The sequence below is a fragment of the Rhizobium sp. 01N447_2 genome (assembly GCF_056399245.1).
This window is the reverse complement of sequence record NZ_JBFTQY010000061.1, coordinates 28,196-45,235: the sequence shown is the minus strand read 5'-3', so window position 1 is coordinate 45,235 and position 17,040 is coordinate 28,196. Positions and strand designations below refer to the sequence as shown.

Here is a 17,040-nt window from a genome sequence, read left to right as displayed (position 1 = left end):
GGTATCAAGTGCTTATGCGGTGGCCTCGTCGACGATCGCGTCCACGGAAACCGGGGAGGCCTACGACACCTATTTTGCTGCCGAAATTGGCAACATCACCTCCGTCGACCAATTGATGAGCGACGACAAACTGGTCGGCTATCTCAGGATCGCCTACGGGCTTTCCGACGACGAATCCGACTCCTACATTTCGGCAGCCCTGAAAAGCGCCGACATTGCCGAAGCGATCGGCTTGTCTGACCTGCACGACGCCTTCAATTTCGACGAGGACGGCGCGCTTGCCGATGGCGACACCGCCCAGACCTCGAACCAGACCGCCACGACCACGGCAGCCTTCGACGAAAATTATCAGGTGCTGGTCGCCAATGCCAGCACGGAAGATGCCACCGACAACTATACGACACGCATCGCCAGCGTCACCTCGATCGATGATTTCCTCGTATCGAACGATGACGACGATGACGACGACAACGACGATCTTCCGGAACTGTGGGAAATGGCGTTGCGCGCCTATGACATAGACCCGGACAGCGTTTCGAGAAGCGAAGTTCGGAAAATTCTCGAAAGCGATCCCTCGGACTCGAAAAGCTATGTCAACAGCCTCGACGACGACCGGTTCGTAGCCTTTCGCAAAGCCTTCAACTTCGACGACAATGGTGACGTCACCGTTCCCTTGCAGGCCATGTCGGAATCCGTCGTCGACGACTATGCCGCCTATTACAAGCAGAACAAAATCCGATACCTCGAAGGCGACGAACTGACCGAGGCGACCGATGCAGCGAATGACGAGATCACCTATTTTCGCGAGCAGATGGCGACGATCACCACGGCCAGCGAATTTCTGGCCGACGATCGCCTGGTTAGCTTTGCGCTTGAGGCGAAGGGGCTCGACCCGGACGATGTCACGTCGGACGAGTTGGAGAAGATGTTTTCTTCCGATCTCGACGACGAAGATAGTTATGTCAACAAGCTGGACGACAATCGTTTCGGCGAACTCGTCGGCTCGTTCAATTTCGATCAGGACGGCAATATTTCCGCCGATCCGACCGGGACTGTGCAGCAGCGCGGCGATGTGCTGGAAACGATCGACTCCTATGTCAGGCTGACGCTCGAAGACGACCAGGGCGACAGCAACACCGGCGTGCGCCTTGCCCTCTATTTCGAACGCAAGGCGCCGGAGATTTCGAACGCCTATGACATTCTGGGCGACAGCGCGCTCTTTGAGTTCTTTACGACGACCTTCAACCTGTCCAGTTACGTCTCGAACATGGACGTCGACAAGCAAGCCGAGATGGTCGACAATTTCATCGACATGAAGGATCTGTCGGATCCTGACAAAGTCGACGATCTGATCCAACGCTTCACCGCCATGTATGACATGGCCAACGGCACGGGCACCACGTCGTCAGCCCTGTCGATCCTGACCGGCTCGGCGACAATCAGCGCTGACACGCTGCTTGCGGTGGCGCAGTTGAAAAGCAGTTGAGCGGCCTGTAGGCCCGTTCCCGGAGAAGCTGACGGAAGTGCATCGCTGCCCTGCGGGGCAGGGGGCCGGTGCCTTTGCCCGGATGCGCCTGATGAACGCAGCGCTGGTTGAAAACAAAATATCCTGCACGTTATATTCATAATTAAATCCCCGTTAATAAGCATGGGCGAATATTCCCGAAATGGCTGGGTCGACAGCGATGAATCTAGGGGGATTTGCGAATGAATATTCTTGATCGTGGTGCAAATGCTGTCGCGGTTCTTGCGGCTCTGTCGAAGTCGCAAGCGATGATCGAGTTTGATTTATCGGGCAATATCCTCACCGCAAACGAAAGCTTCTGCAGGGCGCTCGGTTACGAGTTGACGGAGATCGTCGGGAAACATCACAGCATGTTTGTCGAACCTGCCTACGCATCCTCGGCAGAATACAAGGCTTTCTGGACGAAGCTGTCGGCCGGGAAATTCGATCAACAACAATATAAGCGGCTCGGAAAGGGCGGGCGTGAGGTCTGGATCGAAGCATCCTACAATCCCGTGTTCCGACGCGGGAAGCCGGTCAAGGTCATCAAGATTGCAACCGATATCACCGCGCAGAAGCAAAAATCTGCCGAGCATGCGGGCAAGATCGACGCATTGTCCCGGGCTCAGGCGATCATCGAATTCACGCCGGCCGGCGAAATCCTGACCGCGAACGACAATTTCCTGACCGCGCTTGGTTATTCGCTTGCCGAAATCCAGGGCAAACATCATTCGATGTTCTGTGAAGCCGATTACTCGAGGTCGGAGGCTTACAAGGAATTCTGGCGGAAACTTGCGAGCGGCCAACTGGTTGCCGACGAATTCACGCGTGTGGGCAAGGGTGGACGGAAGGTTTACATCCAGGCTTCCTACAATCCGATCTTTGACCTGAACGGCAAGGTGTTCAAAGTCGTGAAGTTCGCGACCGATGTCACGGCGCGCGTCGAAAATGTCGAACAACTTGCGCTTTGCCTGACGAATCTTGCGGATGGCGACCTGTCGCAGGCGATCCAGAAGCCTTTCATTCCTTCACTGGAAAGGCTGCGTTCCGACTTCAACAGCGCCTCGGAAAAGTTGAAGGGCGCGATGGCAACGGTTGCCGAAAATGCCAAGGCGATCTCCGCCGGTTCCAACGAAATCCGCACGGCGGCCGACGACCTGGCAAAACGTACCGAGCAGCAAGCGGCATCCGTCGAAGAAACCGCCGCCGCCCTTGAGGAAATCACGACGACGGTCAAGGATTCGAGCCGCCGTGCGGAGGAAGCCGGTCAGCTCGTGGCGCGTACCAGGAACCATGCGGAACATTCCGGCCAGGTGGTTCGTGACGCGATTGGAGCGATGGACCAGATCGAAAATTCGTCACGCGAGATTTCCAACATCATCGGTGTCATCGATGAGATTGCCTTCCAGACGAACCTTTTGGCGCTTAATGCCGGCGTAGAAGCGGCACGGGCAGGGGAGGCCGGCAAGGGTTTTGCGGTCGTTGCCCAGGAGGTCCGCGAACTGGCGCAGCGATCGGCGAAAGCTGCAAAGGAGATAAAGAGCCTGATTACGGCATCCGGTTCTCATGTCGCAAACGGCGTTGCCCTCGTCACGAATGCCGGATCCGCGCTCCAGGAAATCGCCAGTCAGGTTCACGAAATCAATACCAACGTCACGGCGATCGTGGAGGCGGCGCGCGAGCAATCGACTGCGCTCGGCGAGATCAGCCAGTCCATCAACACCGTCGACCAGGGAACGCAGCAGAATGCCGCGATGGTCGAGGAGCAGACGGCCGCGAGCCACGGCCTTGCGCGAGAGGCTGCCGCGCTCTTCGAGCTTCTTGAACAGTTCCGTTTCAACGATGCACCGAGATCGAGGTCTTCGTTCGTGCAGGCGGATCGCCACGCCGCCGCACCGACGGCTTTGAAAGTCGTTCGTACCTCGCCTGCCGCGTCCATGCGTGGGTCGGCGTCCGTCGCGCTGAAGTCTGATTGGGAGGAATTCTGATCTGCCCAAGTTGAGGCCATATCTGAGCAGTATCGGTGACGGCAGAACGTCACCGTGATCGAAAGGCCGAAGCGGGACACGATAAAGCTCGCAAACAGCGCGACGGCTGTATGCGTTGCAATGCCGCGCCCAGGACGGCTGGGCTGGCCATATGCTCGGCTGGTTGTCTCCCACACTTCAGCCGCGCTGCCCACCCCACTTCAATCAAGCTACCTCGAACCGGGATGGTTCGGCTTGCAACGCTCGATCCATGCGTCGGGCCTTTCGCGCAAATCGACCGTCGGCGCCATGCGGGTGAATTGTTCGCCCTCACCCGGCAGATTATCCTGCAACTCGATGGCTCGTTCGCCGCAGGTGAAGCGGCCGGTTCGCTGATCCGCGCCGCGACCGCAACCCCCTAAGGGGCCGGATCCGGAGGCGCCGGCTCTGCGGCCGCATCGTCGGCAGCCCACCGGCGGAGATTTCATCAACCCACCGAAGATAAAGGCTCGGTTCGGCCGCCAGGTCACGGAGCGGGAGGGGCATGATGATGAAGCTCGGAAACAAGAGAAAAATGCTGCGCTGCCAAAAAAATCGCCACGCGCACCACTGCGCGTTTTTTCGGCACGACCCATTGACAATTCATCCTTGATGGCACTTGATAACGTTATTCCAGTAAAACAGACACGCGTCCATTATACTGGAACAATAGGAATCATCCATAAGGGGAACGCCATGACCATTTCCTTTCGCACCGGCGTGATGTCGCTGGCCGCCGCCGCTCTGTTGTCCACGCCTGTGCTGGCCGAAGGCAGCAAGCTCGATGAAGTGCTGGCCCGCGGCCATCTCGTCCTCGGCACGGGCAGCACCAATGCGCCTTGGCACTTCAAGAGCGCCGACGACAAGCTTCAGGGATTCGACGTCGACATGGGCCATATCATCGCCAAGGCGCTTTTCGGCGACCCTGAGAAGATCGAATATGTGAACCAGTCCTCCGATGCCCGCATCCCGAACATCACCACCGACAAAGTCGACATCACCTGCCAGTTCATGACCGTTACCGGCGAGCGCGCCCAGCAGGTTGCCTTCACCATTCCCTATTATCGCGAGGGTGTAGGCCTGATGCTCAAGGCGGACGGAAAATATGCCGACTACGCCGCCCTCAAGACGGCCGGCTCCTCCGTCACCATCTCGGTTCTCCAGAACGTCTATGCCGAGGCGATGGTGCATGCGGCATTGCCGGAGGCCACCGTCGACCAGTACGATTCCGTCGACCTGATCTATCAGGCGCTGGAATCGGGACGCGCCGATGCAGTCGCCACGGATCAGTCGTCGCTCGCCTGGTACATGACGCAGAATCCGGGTCGCTATAAAGATGCCGGCTACGGCTGGAACCCGCAGACCTATGCCTGCGCCGTCAAGCGCGGCGATCAGGATTGGTTGAACTTCGTCAACACCGCCCTGCACGAAGCCATGACCGGCGTTGAATTCGACTTTTATGCCAAGTCCTTCAAGACTTGGTTCGGCAAAGATCTGACACCGCCACAGATCGGCTTTCCCGTCGAGTTCAAGTAACAGCCATGTGGAGCGGGACACGTTTCCCGCTCCGCATTTAGAGAGTGAGAGCACGACGTCGTCCGAAAACCGCTCACAGTTTTCGGCATCATGCTCTGGTCTGAAAGGGCGGCCCGTATGGGTTACACGTTGAATTTCGCTGCCGTCTGGCGCAATTTTGATTTTCTTTTGAGCGGGCTCGCGCTCAGCCTCGGCCTTGCCATGATCTCGATCCTGATCGGCGCCGCGATCGGCCTCGTCGTGGCCTTCGCGCTGACGTCCAAAAGCCGTTTTGCAGTCGTGCCGGCACGGGTCTATGTCACTGTCATTCGCAATCTGCCGATTCTCCGGCGCCTATCTGGCCGAGGTGTTCCGCGCCGGGCTGCTGTCGATCCCGAGAGGATTGACGGAAGCGGGTCTTGCCATCGGCCTGACGGGGATGCAGATCCGCAGTTCCATCATCGCTCCGCTGATGCTGCGCAACGTGCTGCCGTCGCTGTCCTCGACGATTATTTCGCTCTTCAAGGACACCTCGCTCGCCGCCGCCATCGCCGTGCCCGAACTGACGTTTGCTGCCCGCAAGATCAATGTCGAGAGCTTCCGCGTCATAGAGACCTGGATGGTGACGTCAGCGCTCTATGTCGCGACCTGTTTCCTCATCGCCGCCGTGATGCGCTTCGTCGAGCGCCGTCTGGCCCTGCCGAGATAAGCCCTGATGTCCCACACTTTTCTCGAACAACTCTGGATCGCCCGCTACGTCATCATGAACGGCATCGGCGTGACCGTGTCGATCTCCCTGCTGGCCATCCTCGCCGGTTCCGTACTCGGTGTTTTCGTTGGTTTGGCGCTCGTCTATGGCGGCGTTGTTTTGCGTCTGGCCGTGCGCGCCTATACGGATATCATCCGCGGCACGCCGGTGCTCGTGCTCGTGCTGGCGAGCTACTATGTGTCGGCCGCCGTCGGCCTCGATCTCGGGCCGTTCTCGGCCGGCGTGCTTGCCCTTGCCATCTTCTGCTCCTCCCATGTCGGCGAAATCGTGCGCGGAGCGCTTCAGGCAATCCCGAAGGGGCAGACCGAAGCCGCCAAGGCGATCGGCCTCACCTTTACCCAGACCTTCACCTCGGTGCTGTGGCCGCAGGCCATGCGCCAGTGCCTGCCGGCCTGGGTGAATACGGCGGCCGAGATGGTGAAAGCCTCGACACTGCTCTCCGTCATCGGCGTCGCAGAACTTCTCCTGCGCACACAGGAGATCATCTCCCGCAATTTMATGAGCCTCCAGTTCTATTTCCTGGCTGGCGGTCTCTATTTCATCATCAACTACGGCATCGAGCACTTCGGCAAATATGTCGAGCGCAAGACCGCCCTGCCGTCCTGAGGAGTTCCCCCGATGGCCAAGACCATTCTCGACATCCAGGGTCTGCGCAAGACTTACGGCATCCACGAAGTCCTCAAGGGCGTCGATTGCGCCGTGCAGGAAGGCGAAGTCATTTCCATCATCGGCTCATCCGGCTCCGGAAAGACCACCTTGCTGCGCTGCATCAACATGCTTGAGGAATTCCAGGGCGGCACGATCAGCCTCGACGGCGAGGAGATCGGCTACCGCGCCGAAGGCGCAACGCGGCGCCGCAAGAGCGAGAAAGAGATTGCACGCCAACGCGCGCTGACCGGCATGGCGTTTCAGCAGTTCAATCTTTTCCCGCATATGAGTGCCGCTGAAAATGTCATGCTCGGCCTCGTCAAGGTCAAGAAAATGACGAAGCCGGATGCCCGCGCCATCGCGGAAAAATGGCTCGATCGTGTCGGCCTTTCCGCCCGCTCGAACCATTATCCCGGACAGCTTTCCGGCGGCCAGCAGCAGCGCGTCGCGATCGCCCGCGCCATCGCCATGTCGCCGAGGCTGATGCTGTTCGACGAAGTGACCTCCGCGCTCGACCCGGAACTGGTGGGCGAAGTGCTCCAGGTCATCAAGGGGCTTGCCGCCGACGGCATGACCATGCTGCTGGTCACGCACGAGATGCGCTTTGCCTACGACGTTTCGTCACGGGTCATCTTCATGAACCAGGGCGTCATCTGCGAGGAGGGCGATCCGAAGGACATGTTCGTGCATCCGAAGACCGAACGGCTGGCGGAATTCCTCAAGACCTCGAGTTTCAACTAGACGAAAAGATCCCGTGACGGTCCGCTCTGCGGATCGTCACGGGCGCTCGATCCAAGGATCGACAAGCTCGATCCCAAGGCTCTCGAAATCCTTTATATTACGGGTGGCGAGGGTGAGATCGTGGGCAATCGCGGTGGCGGCAATCAAGCCACCCATTGACGACAAGCCGCGTCCGCTTCGCTTTGCGAGCCCCATCAAGTCTCCCCAGGTTATCGCAACCGCCTGGTCTACAGGGATGACACGCTGCTCGAAGCGTTGCGGCAGGTCCTGGGCAAGCCATTCAGCCAGCGCGTCGCGCTTCCGACCGCTTTCCATCAATGCAACACCACGCCGGATCTCCGCGATCGATACGACGCTGATGAATGAGCGATCCTCGTCGAGATCGTCCAGCCATTGCAGGACATGTGCATCGGGACGCGGCCTTGTCACCTCGGAAAGCACATTGGTGTCCAGCAGAAGTCTCACAGCTGGAGATCACGCGGTTCGTCGCGCTGCCGTTCGAGGTCCAGATCGGCGCCACGCAGCGGCGATTGCATCAGAAACTCTGCAAGGGTGCCCTTGCGCGCGGTCTTCCGCTGCCATTCCTCGGCCGAAACGACGACGACGCTTGGTTTACCATTGCGCATGATCGTTTGCGGTGTTGCTTGCGCGCGTTCGATAACCTCAGACAGCTTGGCCTTCGCACTGGCGACGGTCCAACTTTTATCCTCTGGTCGGGATGGCTGCATTCGCTATACCCTGACTATAGTGACTATCATGACTATATAAGCCGAACCGGTCTAKCCGCAAGCAACTTTTCGATAGGGAAGGGGCTTTCCCGGCTTTGCGCGGCCGACGCTGAGAAGTTTGCAAGGAATTGCGGGGACTCGCTCAATTTACGCTCAGTTTGCATTCCCAGCGTGCAAATTCCAGGGGGAGGGATCCGAGACATCTTGGAAGTCCTGAACGCAGAATTTTGGCACGAGCTTTGCTTTCCTGTCTTGTATGCAAGATAGCCAGACATCTGAGAGCACGCAGAAGACCATCGAGGAGACGATCGTCTCCGGGATTCTTTCAGCCAAAATTCGGCCTGGGACGCGTCTCAGTGAAAACCAGCTGGCAACGCTCTTCAGCGTGTCTCGAACCCGCGTCCGTGAAGCCATGATGCGCTTGGAAACACGCGGTATCGTGCATGTCAGTCCGAGACGAGGCTGGTTTGTTGTCGAGCCGTCCGCTGAAGAGGCGATCGCGGTCTATGAGGCACGGCGCGTCATCGAGGCCGGATTGCTGCGCAGCATGCGCGTATTGACGGACGAGGGAAGCGAAGCTCTCGACGTGCATTTGAACGAGGAAGAGACGGCAATGGCTGCGGGCGACCGCCAGCGCCTGACCTATTTGATGGGTGATTTCCACATCCGCATCGCAGAATTGAGCGGGAACGCCATCATCGTCGATATCCTCCGCGATCTCACAGCGAGGACGATCCTCATCTCGATGCTCTATCAATCTGAATTTCATGCCGCACAGTCCCATGACGGGCACTGCCGCATCTTCGAGGCCATGCAAGCGGGCGATTTCGTCAGAGCTGCGGAACTCTCTGTCGAACATCTGGACGAAGTGGAAATGGGGCTCGATCTCACCACACGCCCGGACCCGCTCTCGGAACTGCGCAGTTCCCTGTCACTTCCTCCCAAGACCGTGTCCCCAACTCCCGGACCCAAAAAACCACAACTTCAAAGGAGCAATTAAAACATGCTGACAAGACGAGTCTTCTTCGCAATGGCGACCCTGGCTGCAACCTTCGGCTTCGGCTCCGCGTCTTACGCCGATGCTCTCGCCGACATCACGGCGCGCGGTACGCTGCGTGTCGCCGTCCCGCAGGATTTCCCGCCCTTTGGCAGCGTCGGCACTGACATGGCGCCGATGGGCTACGATATCGATGTGGCCAATCTCATTGCCGAGAAGCTGGCTGTCAAAACCGAACTCGTGCCGGTCACCAGCGCCAACCGCGTCCCCTATCTGCAGACGAACAAAGTCGATCTGGTCATATCAAGCCTCGGCAAGAATGCGGAGCGCGAAAAGGTGATCGATTTCACCACGGCCTACGCCCCCTTCTTCAATGGCGTGTTCGCGCCCGCCGATCTTTCGATCGCCAAGGTGGAAGATCTCGCAGGCAAAAGCATCGGTGTTACGCGCGGCGCTGTCGAAGATCTCGAGCTGACGAAGATCGCGCCGGCCGATGCGACGATCAAGCGCTACGAGGACAATAACGGCACCATCTCGGCCTTCCTGTCCGGTCAGGTCGACACCATCGCGACCGGCAATGTCGTGGCCGCTGCGATCCTCGCCAAAAATCCTCCCAAGCGCCCTGAGATGAAATTCCTCATCAAGAACTCGCCCTGCTACATCGGTCTCAACAAGGAACAGGCGGCTCTTCTGGAGAAGGTAAACGGCATTATCGCTGCCGCCAAAACCGATGGATCGCTCAACGCCATCTCGCAGAAGTGGCTCGGCGCCGATCTCCCGTCGGATCTGTAAGGAAGCCGGTCTCACGGACGTCATCCCGCGCCTGCGCGCGGGATGACGTGACGCTCCGTCGCCAGAAGAGGGGACAATTCCTTGAGCTATCATTTCGAATTCGGCTGGCTGCTTGAATATTATCCTGAGATCATCAAGGGCATACTGATCACCCTGGAGCTTATCGCGATCGGCGGCGTGCTCGGCATTTCGCTCGGCATCTTCTGTGCCTGGGTGCGCGCGCTCGGCCCGGCTTGGTTGAAGCCTGTCGTTGCGACCTATGTCGAACTGATCCGCAATACGCCGTTTCTCATCCAGCTCTTTTTCATCTTTTTCGGTCTGCCGTCGCTAGGCCTCAAGCTTTCCGAACTGACGGCCGCCAACCTCGCGATGGTCGTCAACCTCGGCGCCTATAGCTGCGAGATTATCCGCGCGGGCATCCAGGCAACTCCGAAGGGTCAGTTCGAGGCGGGCGAGAGCCTTGCCATGACGCGCTTCGAAACCTTCCGGCATGTCGTTCTCGTGCCGTCGCTGCAGCGCATCTGGCCGGCGCTGTCGTCGCAAGTCGTCATCGTCATGCTCGGCTCATCGGTGGTGTCGCAGATCGCCGCCGAGGATCTGACCTTTGCTGCGAACTTCATACAATCGCGAACCTTCCGCGCCTTCGAGGCCTACATCGTCTCGACAGCCATCTATCTTGTGCTGGCGATCCTGCTTCGGCAGGTGCTGGCGGTGGTCGGTGGGTTCATTTTCCCGAGGAGGGCGACGCGATGATCGAGTTCACACTCTGGGACATCCTGCGCAACCTGCTGCTCGCCACCCGCTGGACGATCCTGCTTTCGCTCGTCTCCTTCATCGGCGGCGGCGCGGTCGGACTGGGGCTGCTCTTCTTGCGCATCAGCAAGCGCAAGGCGTTCAGGGTACTTGCGAAATACTATATTGAGCTCTTCCAAGGCACGCCGCTGCTGATGCAGCTCTTCATCGCGTTTTTCGGTCTCGGTCTCTTCGGGATAGATGTGCCGGCCTGGCTTGCTGCGGGATTGACGCTCACCCTGTGGAGCGCCGCCTTCCTCGCCGAAATATGGCGAGGCTGCGTCGAAGCGGTCGTGAGGGGTCAATGGGAAGCCTCCGCCAGCCTCGGCATGGGCCGGTTGCARCAGATGCGCTACGTCATCTTGCCCCAGGCGCTGAGGGTCGCCATACCGCCCACGGTCGGCTTCTCCGTTCAAATCGTCAAGGGAACGGCGCTGACTTCGATCATCGGTTTCGTTGAATTGTCGAAAGCCGGCACGGTGGTCACCAATGCCACCTTCCAGCCCTTCACCGTCTACGGGCTCGTCGCCCTCATCTACTTCGCCCTTTGCTGGCCTTTGTCGAAAAGCAGCCAGATCCTGGAAAGGAAGCTCAATGTCGCTCATCGAAATCACTGAAGTCCGCAAGAGCTTCGGCAGCACCGAGGTGCTGAAAGGCATCAATCTCGATGTGGAGGCTGGCGAAGTCATCGCTATTATCGGCAAGAGCGGTTCAGGCAAATCGACCCTGCTTCGCTGCATCAACGGCCTTGAGACCATCACCGACGGCTCCATCTCCGTGGCCGGCGCGCAGCTCCTTGATGACGAAGTGCATCTGAAGGCACTGCGCCTCAAGGTCGGCATGATCTTTCAGCAGTTCAACCTCTTCCCGCACCTGACCGTCGGCGGCAACGTCATGCTGTCACAGACCGTGGTCAAGAAGACCCCGAAAGTCGAAGCCGAGGCCACCGCCCGAAAGATGCTGGAGCGGGTAGGGCTGGGCCACAGGTTCGACGCCTATCCCGACGAGCTCTCGGGTGGCCAGCAGCAGCGCGTCGCCATCGCCCGCGCGCTGGCCATGCAGCCGACCGCGCTTCTTTGTGACGAGATCACCTCCGCGCTCGATCCGGAACTGGTCGCCGAAGTCCTGGCCGTCGTGCGCGAGCTTGCCGCCGAGGGAATGACGCTCCTGATGGTAACGCACGAGATGAAGTTCGCCCGCGACGTCTGCAGCCGCGTCGTCTTCATGCATCAGGGCCGCGTTCACGAAATAGGCCTGCCGGAGGACGTCTTCGCCAATCCTCAGACTGCAGAGCTGAAGCAGTTTCTCGGCGTCAACTAGAATATCCGTGCGCTTTCCTTGCGAGCGATAACCCATTGGTTTCTTTCGCACTTCATCCTTGAACGCACCATCTGTCATGCCAAAGTGGCGTAATGCAGTTTATGGAACTCGATTAAACGCAAGTCAGTACGGCGCGGCGACAGCGATATCCTTTTGCTCTCACCGCCTTGGAAAACGGACCCGGATTGATGGGTTTCTGACCCCCCAATCCGGGGTCCGTATGGCGCGCGGGCTCAGTCAATCGAGGTAGGCTTCGATGATGGTTCTCGCACTTCGACGGTTGCCGTCAGGCCAGCAATGAGGTGAACGTTTCCAGGCACATTGTCGAGATTGATGCGCACGGGCACGCGCTGCGCCAGCCGCACCCAGCTGAAGGTGGGATTGATATTGGCAAGCAGGCCGGTGCCTGCGGTGCGCTCGCGATCCTCGATGCCGGTCGCAATGCTGTCGATATGACCCTGGAGCCTTTGGCTCTGCCCCATGAGGCGGACCGACACCGTATCGCCGACGTGGATGCGCGGCAGCTTCGTCTCTTCGAAATATCCTTCGACGCGCAAGGAGTCGGTATCGACGAGTGCGACCTTCGCGGTACCGGCGGTGACATAGTCGCCGGGTCTCAAACTCAGGTTCGAAACCGTGCCGTTGACGGTCGCCTTGATTTCTGAACGGTCGAGATTGAGCTTGGCGAGATCGCGGTTTGCGAGCGCCTGCCCATAGGCGGCCCGTGCCTGGTCTTCCGCAGTGCGGGCCTGTTCCTTTTGCTGCAACGACGCCGCATCGCCAAGCCGCTCCTGGCGTTCGCGTTCGCGATGTGCCTGCTCCATCGCAGCCCTGCTTCCTTCGAGGGCAGCTTCTGCCTGGGCAAGCGCAATGTTGAAGCGTTCGCGATCGACGCGGAAGAGCACGTCACCTTTCTTCACACGCTGATTGTCTTGTACATCCACTTCGCTGACGAGGCCGGATACGTCGGGTGCAATGCCGACGACGTCGGCGCGCAAGCGGGCGTCCCGCGTCCAGGGCTCGTCCATGTAATGAACCCAGAGGCCGCGGCCGACATAGAAGGCGGCGCAAACGAAGGCCAGGGTCAAGATGAGGCGGATTGAAAATTTGAGCGTGTTCATACGAAGTACCAGCGTGTCAAAGAGGAAACTGCTCCGAGGAGCAGCACATAGAGGGAAAGGTCGAAGAGGCCGCGGTGCCAGACCAGCGAATAGGCGCCGAGCCAACTAAGGCTCCGGCGAATGAGGATGACCAGCATGAAGCTTAAGATCATGAGAACGAGGAGGCGTGGCACATAGACGCCGTAGAGATCGAATTCGGCAGGCATTGGCTTTTACTCGGCGGCAATTTGGAGAGGAGTGGCAAGAGCTTGCGGATCGCGCCAGTTTGCCGGCGGAGCCGCTTCCGGGAAGAGCGCGCGGCGAAGGCCGACGAGGGCATCGACATTCTCTCTATCCGCTTGCGGGTTTTCGAGTACGACTGTCGCGAGACTGTCGTCGATCGATTGACGCAGATCGTCCGGCGGATCGATCGCCTGTCCCGCCTTGAGGCGCGACCGGTAGAAATCCGATACGCCGGTCAGAACATGCCCGACCGACAAACTGCTTGAGCCGCGCAACTCGGCTCTCTTCGTTTGCAGCATCAGAACGTTGAAACCCAGACGCACCTCGGCAAAGCCGTCGACCTTTTTCAGTTCGCGATCCTCGACGGCGGCCAGCCGGGGAACCAGCTGACCGAGACGATCGAGGATGCGCCCCGAAAGCTGTTCATGGTCGGTCCGCCGTTCGCCGGCGGCGGTCTCGGCAAGGTCTCTCCAGCCAGCCCGGAGGAGCCGCCGCGCCGCGAGTTCGGCGCCGAAGGGACGAGCGATCAGTGTCCAGCCCAGGGCAAAGCCGATGCCGGCAAGGGCCGCGATCGCTTCGTTGGCGAAGGTCGTGAAATCCGAAGAGTACCGATCCTGAAGCGCGATGAAGGACGCGCTGTTTACCGCAAGCAGCATCGCCAGCATGTTGAACTGAGGCTTCGGGATCAGCAGGCCGAGAAGCAGGAAGGGCGGCGCAAATACCAGCACCAGCAGTTCGTAGCTGTTCACAGCCGGCAGGATGGCGAAGATGTAGATGAAGGAGATGACAAGGCTGACGGCACACCAGATGAACATCGAACGGATGAAGGGCGCCGGTCGGTCCAGCGCCGCGAAGAAAGAACATGCCACCGCGGCCATGGTGACGAAACCTGCGCCGTTCTGCCAGCCGGAGAAGATCCAGAAGAAGGACGCGACGACGATCGCTGCAATCACCGAACAGGCGGCGAAGGCCAGCAGCGCATAATCGTAATGGCGGTTGCGGCCGACGATGCGGCGGTGCCGGAAGACGGGATGCCAAGGTCCGGCGTGATTGCTGCTTCGGATCTGGTCGCGCAGTGTCAGGCAGTCGTGCCAGAGATCGACGATCTCCGCCAGGCGAGCCAGCGCACTGCGGAAAAGCAGCGCATTCCAACCGACATTGTCCGGGTCCGATTGCTGGAGGGCTTCGACGCGCCCGCGCAGACGCTCGGCGTTATCCCCGGCCTCGCCTTTGCCGCCTTGCCGCAGCCAATCGGCTATGTCGTTGAGGACGTTCGAGAGTTCCGCAGGTAGCCGTTCGCCGTCGGCCTTTAGTGCATGGAGACGATCGGCGAGCGAGGAGAAGAGAGGCAATGACATCAACAGCCGTCCCCGCAATTCGCGGGAATGGCGAACGATATCACGGCCGTTCGCATCATGTCCGAGCTGGCTGATGATGAGGTCTAGGCCAGTCATGTCGGCAGCGAGCTTCTGCCGCTTCAGCGGGGTTGCGGGCGATGCGCCCTCCCCGCGCAGGATTTCGTCGGCCCAGCTTCCGGCGTCATCGAACCATGAGACGATACGCCCGCCGAGCACGGTGCGGACGCTTGCCGGAAATACGACAGCGCTGACAATGCTGGCGCAGGTGATGCCGATGATGATCTCTTCGGAACGGGCAAGCGCGGTATCGAAAATCGTCTCCGGCGCGCCGACAGATGGCAGAGCAATGAGCGGCAGCGAATATCCCGCCAGCATGAAGACATAGCTTCGGGCGCTGCGGTCGAGCATCGACAGGAAGAGCAGCGTGCCGGTCCAGAGCGCGATCACCAACGACAGAAGCTCCGGCGCATTGACGAAGAGCGGCACGAGGAAGACGGCGGCCGAGGCGCCGAGCAGCGTTCCTAGCGCGCGGTAAAGACCTTTCGAGCTCGTCGCGCCGGCCAACGGGTTGGCAACGACATAGACGGCAGCCATAGCCCAATAAGGGCGCGGCAGGTCGAGCGACAATGCGACGAAGAGCGCAAGCATCGATGCAAGGAAAGCCTTGGCTGAAAATAGCCAATCACGCCAACTGGGAAAACTCACGATGCTGCCTCGACCTGCTTTTCCAAGGTGCCTGGTTGCGGCATCTCGCTGTTGTCGAAGGCCTGCAGCACCCGGATGGCGGCCTCCAGATCGGCCTTGTCGACGTTTTGAAGAATGTGGCCGCGCAGATCGTCGAGCACGTTTTCCATGCGAGCGGCAAGCGTTGCCCCTTGCTCGGTCAGCCACAATCCCTTGGCCCGCCGGTCGGCCGGATCGTCTTTGCGCATAACGAGCCCGAGCGTTTCGAGCTGGTCGAGCAGACGCACCAGCGACGGTCCTTCGATGCCGACGTGGCTGGCGAGCACGACCTGACGAACACCGCCGCCCAGGCGGCCGATCCAGAGGAGCGGTGCCGCACAGGCTTCGGAGATGCCATGCGAACTCAACGCCAGATCTACGGCACGGCGCCACTGGCGACCGGTCGAARGAAGGTTGGCGGTGAAGACACGCTGGAGGTTGCTGTAGGTGTTCATGAACGAGTATATAGCATCAATATCGATAGGATTCAAATTATTTGCTATCTATAATATCGGTTGGCCGACAGCTTGCTCGGCGGGAAGACACCGAAGCACCTGCTCCTTCGTCAGCCTGAACGCGTTATCGCCGCCGCTGGGGATCAGGTGGCGGGCGCGCTGCCGCAAGCCAGTCGCCGCACTCGTCGACTTTCCTGACGAGGCCTTGAATGCGGCGCGGCATTTCCATGGAGAGGCTACGACCCTCTCAGGTCGCCTCGAGAACCATGTTGAGGGGCGTCTGGGCTGCACGCCGGACATGAGTGAAACCGCCCGACCGGATCACCTCGGCCAATCGCCTCTCTCCCGCTTGCGCACCAAGCGCGAGCCCTGTCTCCTGCGCAAGCGAGGTCGGAACGCAGATCATCGTCGAAGCTGAGTAGTAAAGCCGCCCAACCGGATTGATGTTCTCCTCCAGCGTATCTCCGGCCATTGGCTCGACCACCATCCAGACGCCGCCGTCTTTCAGCGCCTTTCGGATATGAGCCGCCGCGGCTTTCGGGTCGCCCATGTCGTGCAAGCAGTCGAAGCAGGTGATCAAATCGAAATCTCGACCGTCGAAGTCCTGCGCCCGGCCGACCTCGAAGTGCAGGTTCGTTAACCCGTGTGCTTGGGCGTGCGCGGTTGCAGCGGCAATCGAGCCCGGATGAAAGTCGTAGCCTGTAAACCGGGAATCGGGAAACGCCTGCGCCATCAGGATCGTCGAGAGCCCGTGCCCACATCCGACGTCCGCCACCGTTGCACCCGATTTCAACTTGTCGATGACACCGTCAAGCGCCGGCAGCCACTCCTGCACAAGGGCATTGACATATCCTGGACGAAACAGTCGCGCGACGGCACAGAACATGCAGCCGGCCTGATCGCCCCAGGCAACGCCTCGGCCGGTTTTGAAGGCGGACTGCACCTTCGGCTGGTTCTCGACCATCGCAGCGGCGGTATCGAATGCGCCAATCAGATTGACCGGGCTGTCCGGCTCGGCAAACACAAGGGCCTGCTCGGGCGTCAGCGAGAACCTTCCTCGCTCATAGTGCACGTAACCTGAGGCGGCCTGTGCGGCCAGCCACTCGCGCACATAGCGAGGCGCACATCCGGCAGCATCGGCAAGCTCGTCGACCTTCGCAGGCCCGATCTCCTTAAGCGTCCTGTATAGCCCGAGAGCATCTCCGATCCGCACCAGCGGCACACTGACCGCTCCGCCAAGGTCGCCAAGGACGCGGCCCACGAGTTCATTGAGCGTTGTTTCGTTGAGTTCCGTCACGTGAAATTCCTCCCGGTCCTCGGGCGGCGTCTTGCCACCCGTGCCGTCAAGG

General features: G+C 59.8%; 17 protein-coding genes and 1 pseudogene. 11 read left to right on the top strand and 7 right to left on the bottom strand.

All coding sequences use genetic code 11. The features are described from left to right. The 6 genes and pseudogenes from AC1ECN_RS29530 to AC1ECN_RS29505 all read left to right on the top strand — a co-directional run. The coding region (locus tag AC1ECN_RS29530) for a DUF1217 domain-containing protein (RefSeq protein ID WP_477954939.1) at positions 1-1,486 on the top strand (1,486 nt) is incomplete at its 5' end. 221 nt (positions 1,487-1,707) lie between these two features. After that, positions 1,708-3,492: a methyl-accepting chemotaxis protein gene (locus tag AC1ECN_RS29525; RefSeq protein WP_029767329.1), complete on the top strand. Its 1,785-nt coding sequence runs from the start codon at positions 1,708-1,710 to the stop codon at positions 3,490-3,492. 714 nt (positions 3,493-4,206) lie between these two features. Beyond that, on the top strand, positions 4,207-5,046 hold the full coding sequence (locus AC1ECN_RS29520) for a transporter substrate-binding domain-containing protein (RefSeq protein ID WP_024319795.1): 840 nt from the start codon (positions 4,207-4,209) through the stop codon (positions 5,044-5,046). 117 nt (positions 5,047-5,163) lie between these two features. Then, positions 5,164-5,734 (top strand): annotated as a pseudogene (locus tag AC1ECN_RS29515) (amino acid ABC transporter permease). A gap of 6 nt (positions 5,735-5,740) precedes the next feature. Continuing rightward, positions 5,741-6,400 carry an amino acid ABC transporter permease gene (locus tag AC1ECN_RS29510; RefSeq protein ID WP_477954937.1) on the top strand — a complete coding sequence of 220 codons (660 nt, stop codon included), beginning with the start codon at positions 5,741-5,743 and terminating at the stop codon, positions 6,398-6,400. A gap of 12 nt (positions 6,401-6,412) precedes the next feature. Further along, positions 6,413-7,183: an amino acid ABC transporter ATP-binding protein gene (locus tag AC1ECN_RS29505; protein WP_018480586.1), complete on the top strand. Its 771-nt coding sequence runs from the start codon at positions 6,413-6,415 to the stop codon at positions 7,181-7,183. 36 nt (positions 7,184-7,219) lie between these two features. Here AC1ECN_RS29505 and AC1ECN_RS29500 read toward each other — a convergent pair whose 3' ends face one another. Together AC1ECN_RS29500 and AC1ECN_RS29495 are read right to left on the bottom strand one after the other, a co-directional pair. After that, the gene (locus AC1ECN_RS29500) at positions 7,220-7,648 is read right to left on the bottom strand and encodes a type II toxin-antitoxin system VapC family toxin (protein WP_027688184.1); all 429 of its coding nucleotides are present in this window, start codon (positions 7,646-7,648) and stop codon (positions 7,220-7,222) included. After that, positions 7,645-7,911, bottom strand: coding sequence for a type II toxin-antitoxin system Phd/YefM family antitoxin (locus AC1ECN_RS29495; protein ID WP_017991284.1), 267 nt, complete (start codon positions 7,909-7,911; stop codon positions 7,645-7,647). The genes AC1ECN_RS29500 and AC1ECN_RS29495 overlap by 4 nt, the downstream gene beginning before the upstream one ends. A 256-nt stretch (positions 7,912-8,167) precedes the next feature. On the opposite strand from AC1ECN_RS29495, the gene AC1ECN_RS29490 reads away from it, so the two are divergent. From AC1ECN_RS29490 to AC1ECN_RS29470, 5 genes are all read left to right on the top strand, one after another. Further along, complete coding sequence (locus tag AC1ECN_RS29490; RefSeq protein WP_130714057.1) at positions 8,168-8,911, top strand: GntR family transcriptional regulator; 744 nt, start codon at positions 8,168-8,170, stop codon at positions 8,909-8,911. Positions 8,912-8,914: 3 nt separating this feature from the next. Continuing rightward, positions 8,915-9,700, top strand: a complete 786-nt coding sequence (locus AC1ECN_RS29485; protein ID WP_024319800.1) for a transporter substrate-binding domain-containing protein — start codon at positions 8,915-8,917, stop codon at positions 9,698-9,700. Positions 9,701-9,781: 81 nt separating this feature from the next. Beyond that, positions 9,782-10,453: an amino acid ABC transporter permease gene (locus tag AC1ECN_RS29480; protein ID WP_024319801.1), complete on the top strand. Its 672-nt coding sequence runs from the start codon at positions 9,782-9,784 to the stop codon at positions 10,451-10,453. Then, entirely contained in the window at positions 10,450-11,109 is a 660-nt protein-coding gene (locus AC1ECN_RS29475) for an amino acid ABC transporter permease (protein ID WP_024319802.1), read from the top strand. Before AC1ECN_RS29480 ends, AC1ECN_RS29475 begins: the two co-directional genes overlap by 4 nt. Next, entirely contained in the window at positions 11,087-11,812 is a 726-nt protein-coding gene (locus AC1ECN_RS29470) for an amino acid ABC transporter ATP-binding protein (RefSeq protein WP_024319803.1), read from the top strand. The genes AC1ECN_RS29475 and AC1ECN_RS29470 overlap by 23 nt, the downstream gene beginning before the upstream one ends. A 233-nt stretch (positions 11,813-12,045) precedes the next feature. Here AC1ECN_RS29470 and AC1ECN_RS29465 read toward each other — a convergent pair whose 3' ends face one another. The 5 genes from AC1ECN_RS29465 to AC1ECN_RS29445 form a co-directional block, all read right to left on the bottom strand. Beyond that, positions 12,046-12,933 (bottom strand): efflux RND transporter periplasmic adaptor subunit, encoded by an 888-nt coding sequence (locus AC1ECN_RS29465; RefSeq protein ID WP_164582105.1) that lies wholly within the window; start codon positions 12,931-12,933, stop codon positions 12,046-12,048. Beyond that, complete coding sequence (locus tag AC1ECN_RS29460) at positions 12,930-13,139, bottom strand: DUF1656 domain-containing protein (protein ID WP_024319805.1); 210 nt, start codon at positions 13,137-13,139, stop codon at positions 12,930-12,932. Before AC1ECN_RS29460 ends, AC1ECN_RS29465 begins: the two co-directional genes overlap by 4 nt. A gap of 6 nt (positions 13,140-13,145) precedes the next feature. After that, positions 13,146-15,218, bottom strand: coding sequence for an FUSC family protein (locus AC1ECN_RS29455; RefSeq protein ID WP_164582107.1), 2,073 nt, complete (start codon positions 15,216-15,218; stop codon positions 13,146-13,148). After that, on the bottom strand, positions 15,215-15,691 hold the full coding sequence (locus AC1ECN_RS29450; RefSeq protein ID WP_477954932.1) for a MarR family winged helix-turn-helix transcriptional regulator: 477 nt from the start codon (positions 15,689-15,691) through the stop codon (positions 15,215-15,217). Before AC1ECN_RS29450 ends, AC1ECN_RS29455 begins: the two co-directional genes overlap by 4 nt. Positions 15,692-15,938: 247 nt before the next feature. Beyond that, complete coding sequence (locus AC1ECN_RS29445; protein ID WP_024319807.1) at positions 15,939-16,988, bottom strand: class I SAM-dependent methyltransferase; 1,050 nt, start codon at positions 16,986-16,988, stop codon at positions 15,939-15,941. Positions 16,989-17,040: the final 52 nt, after the last annotated feature.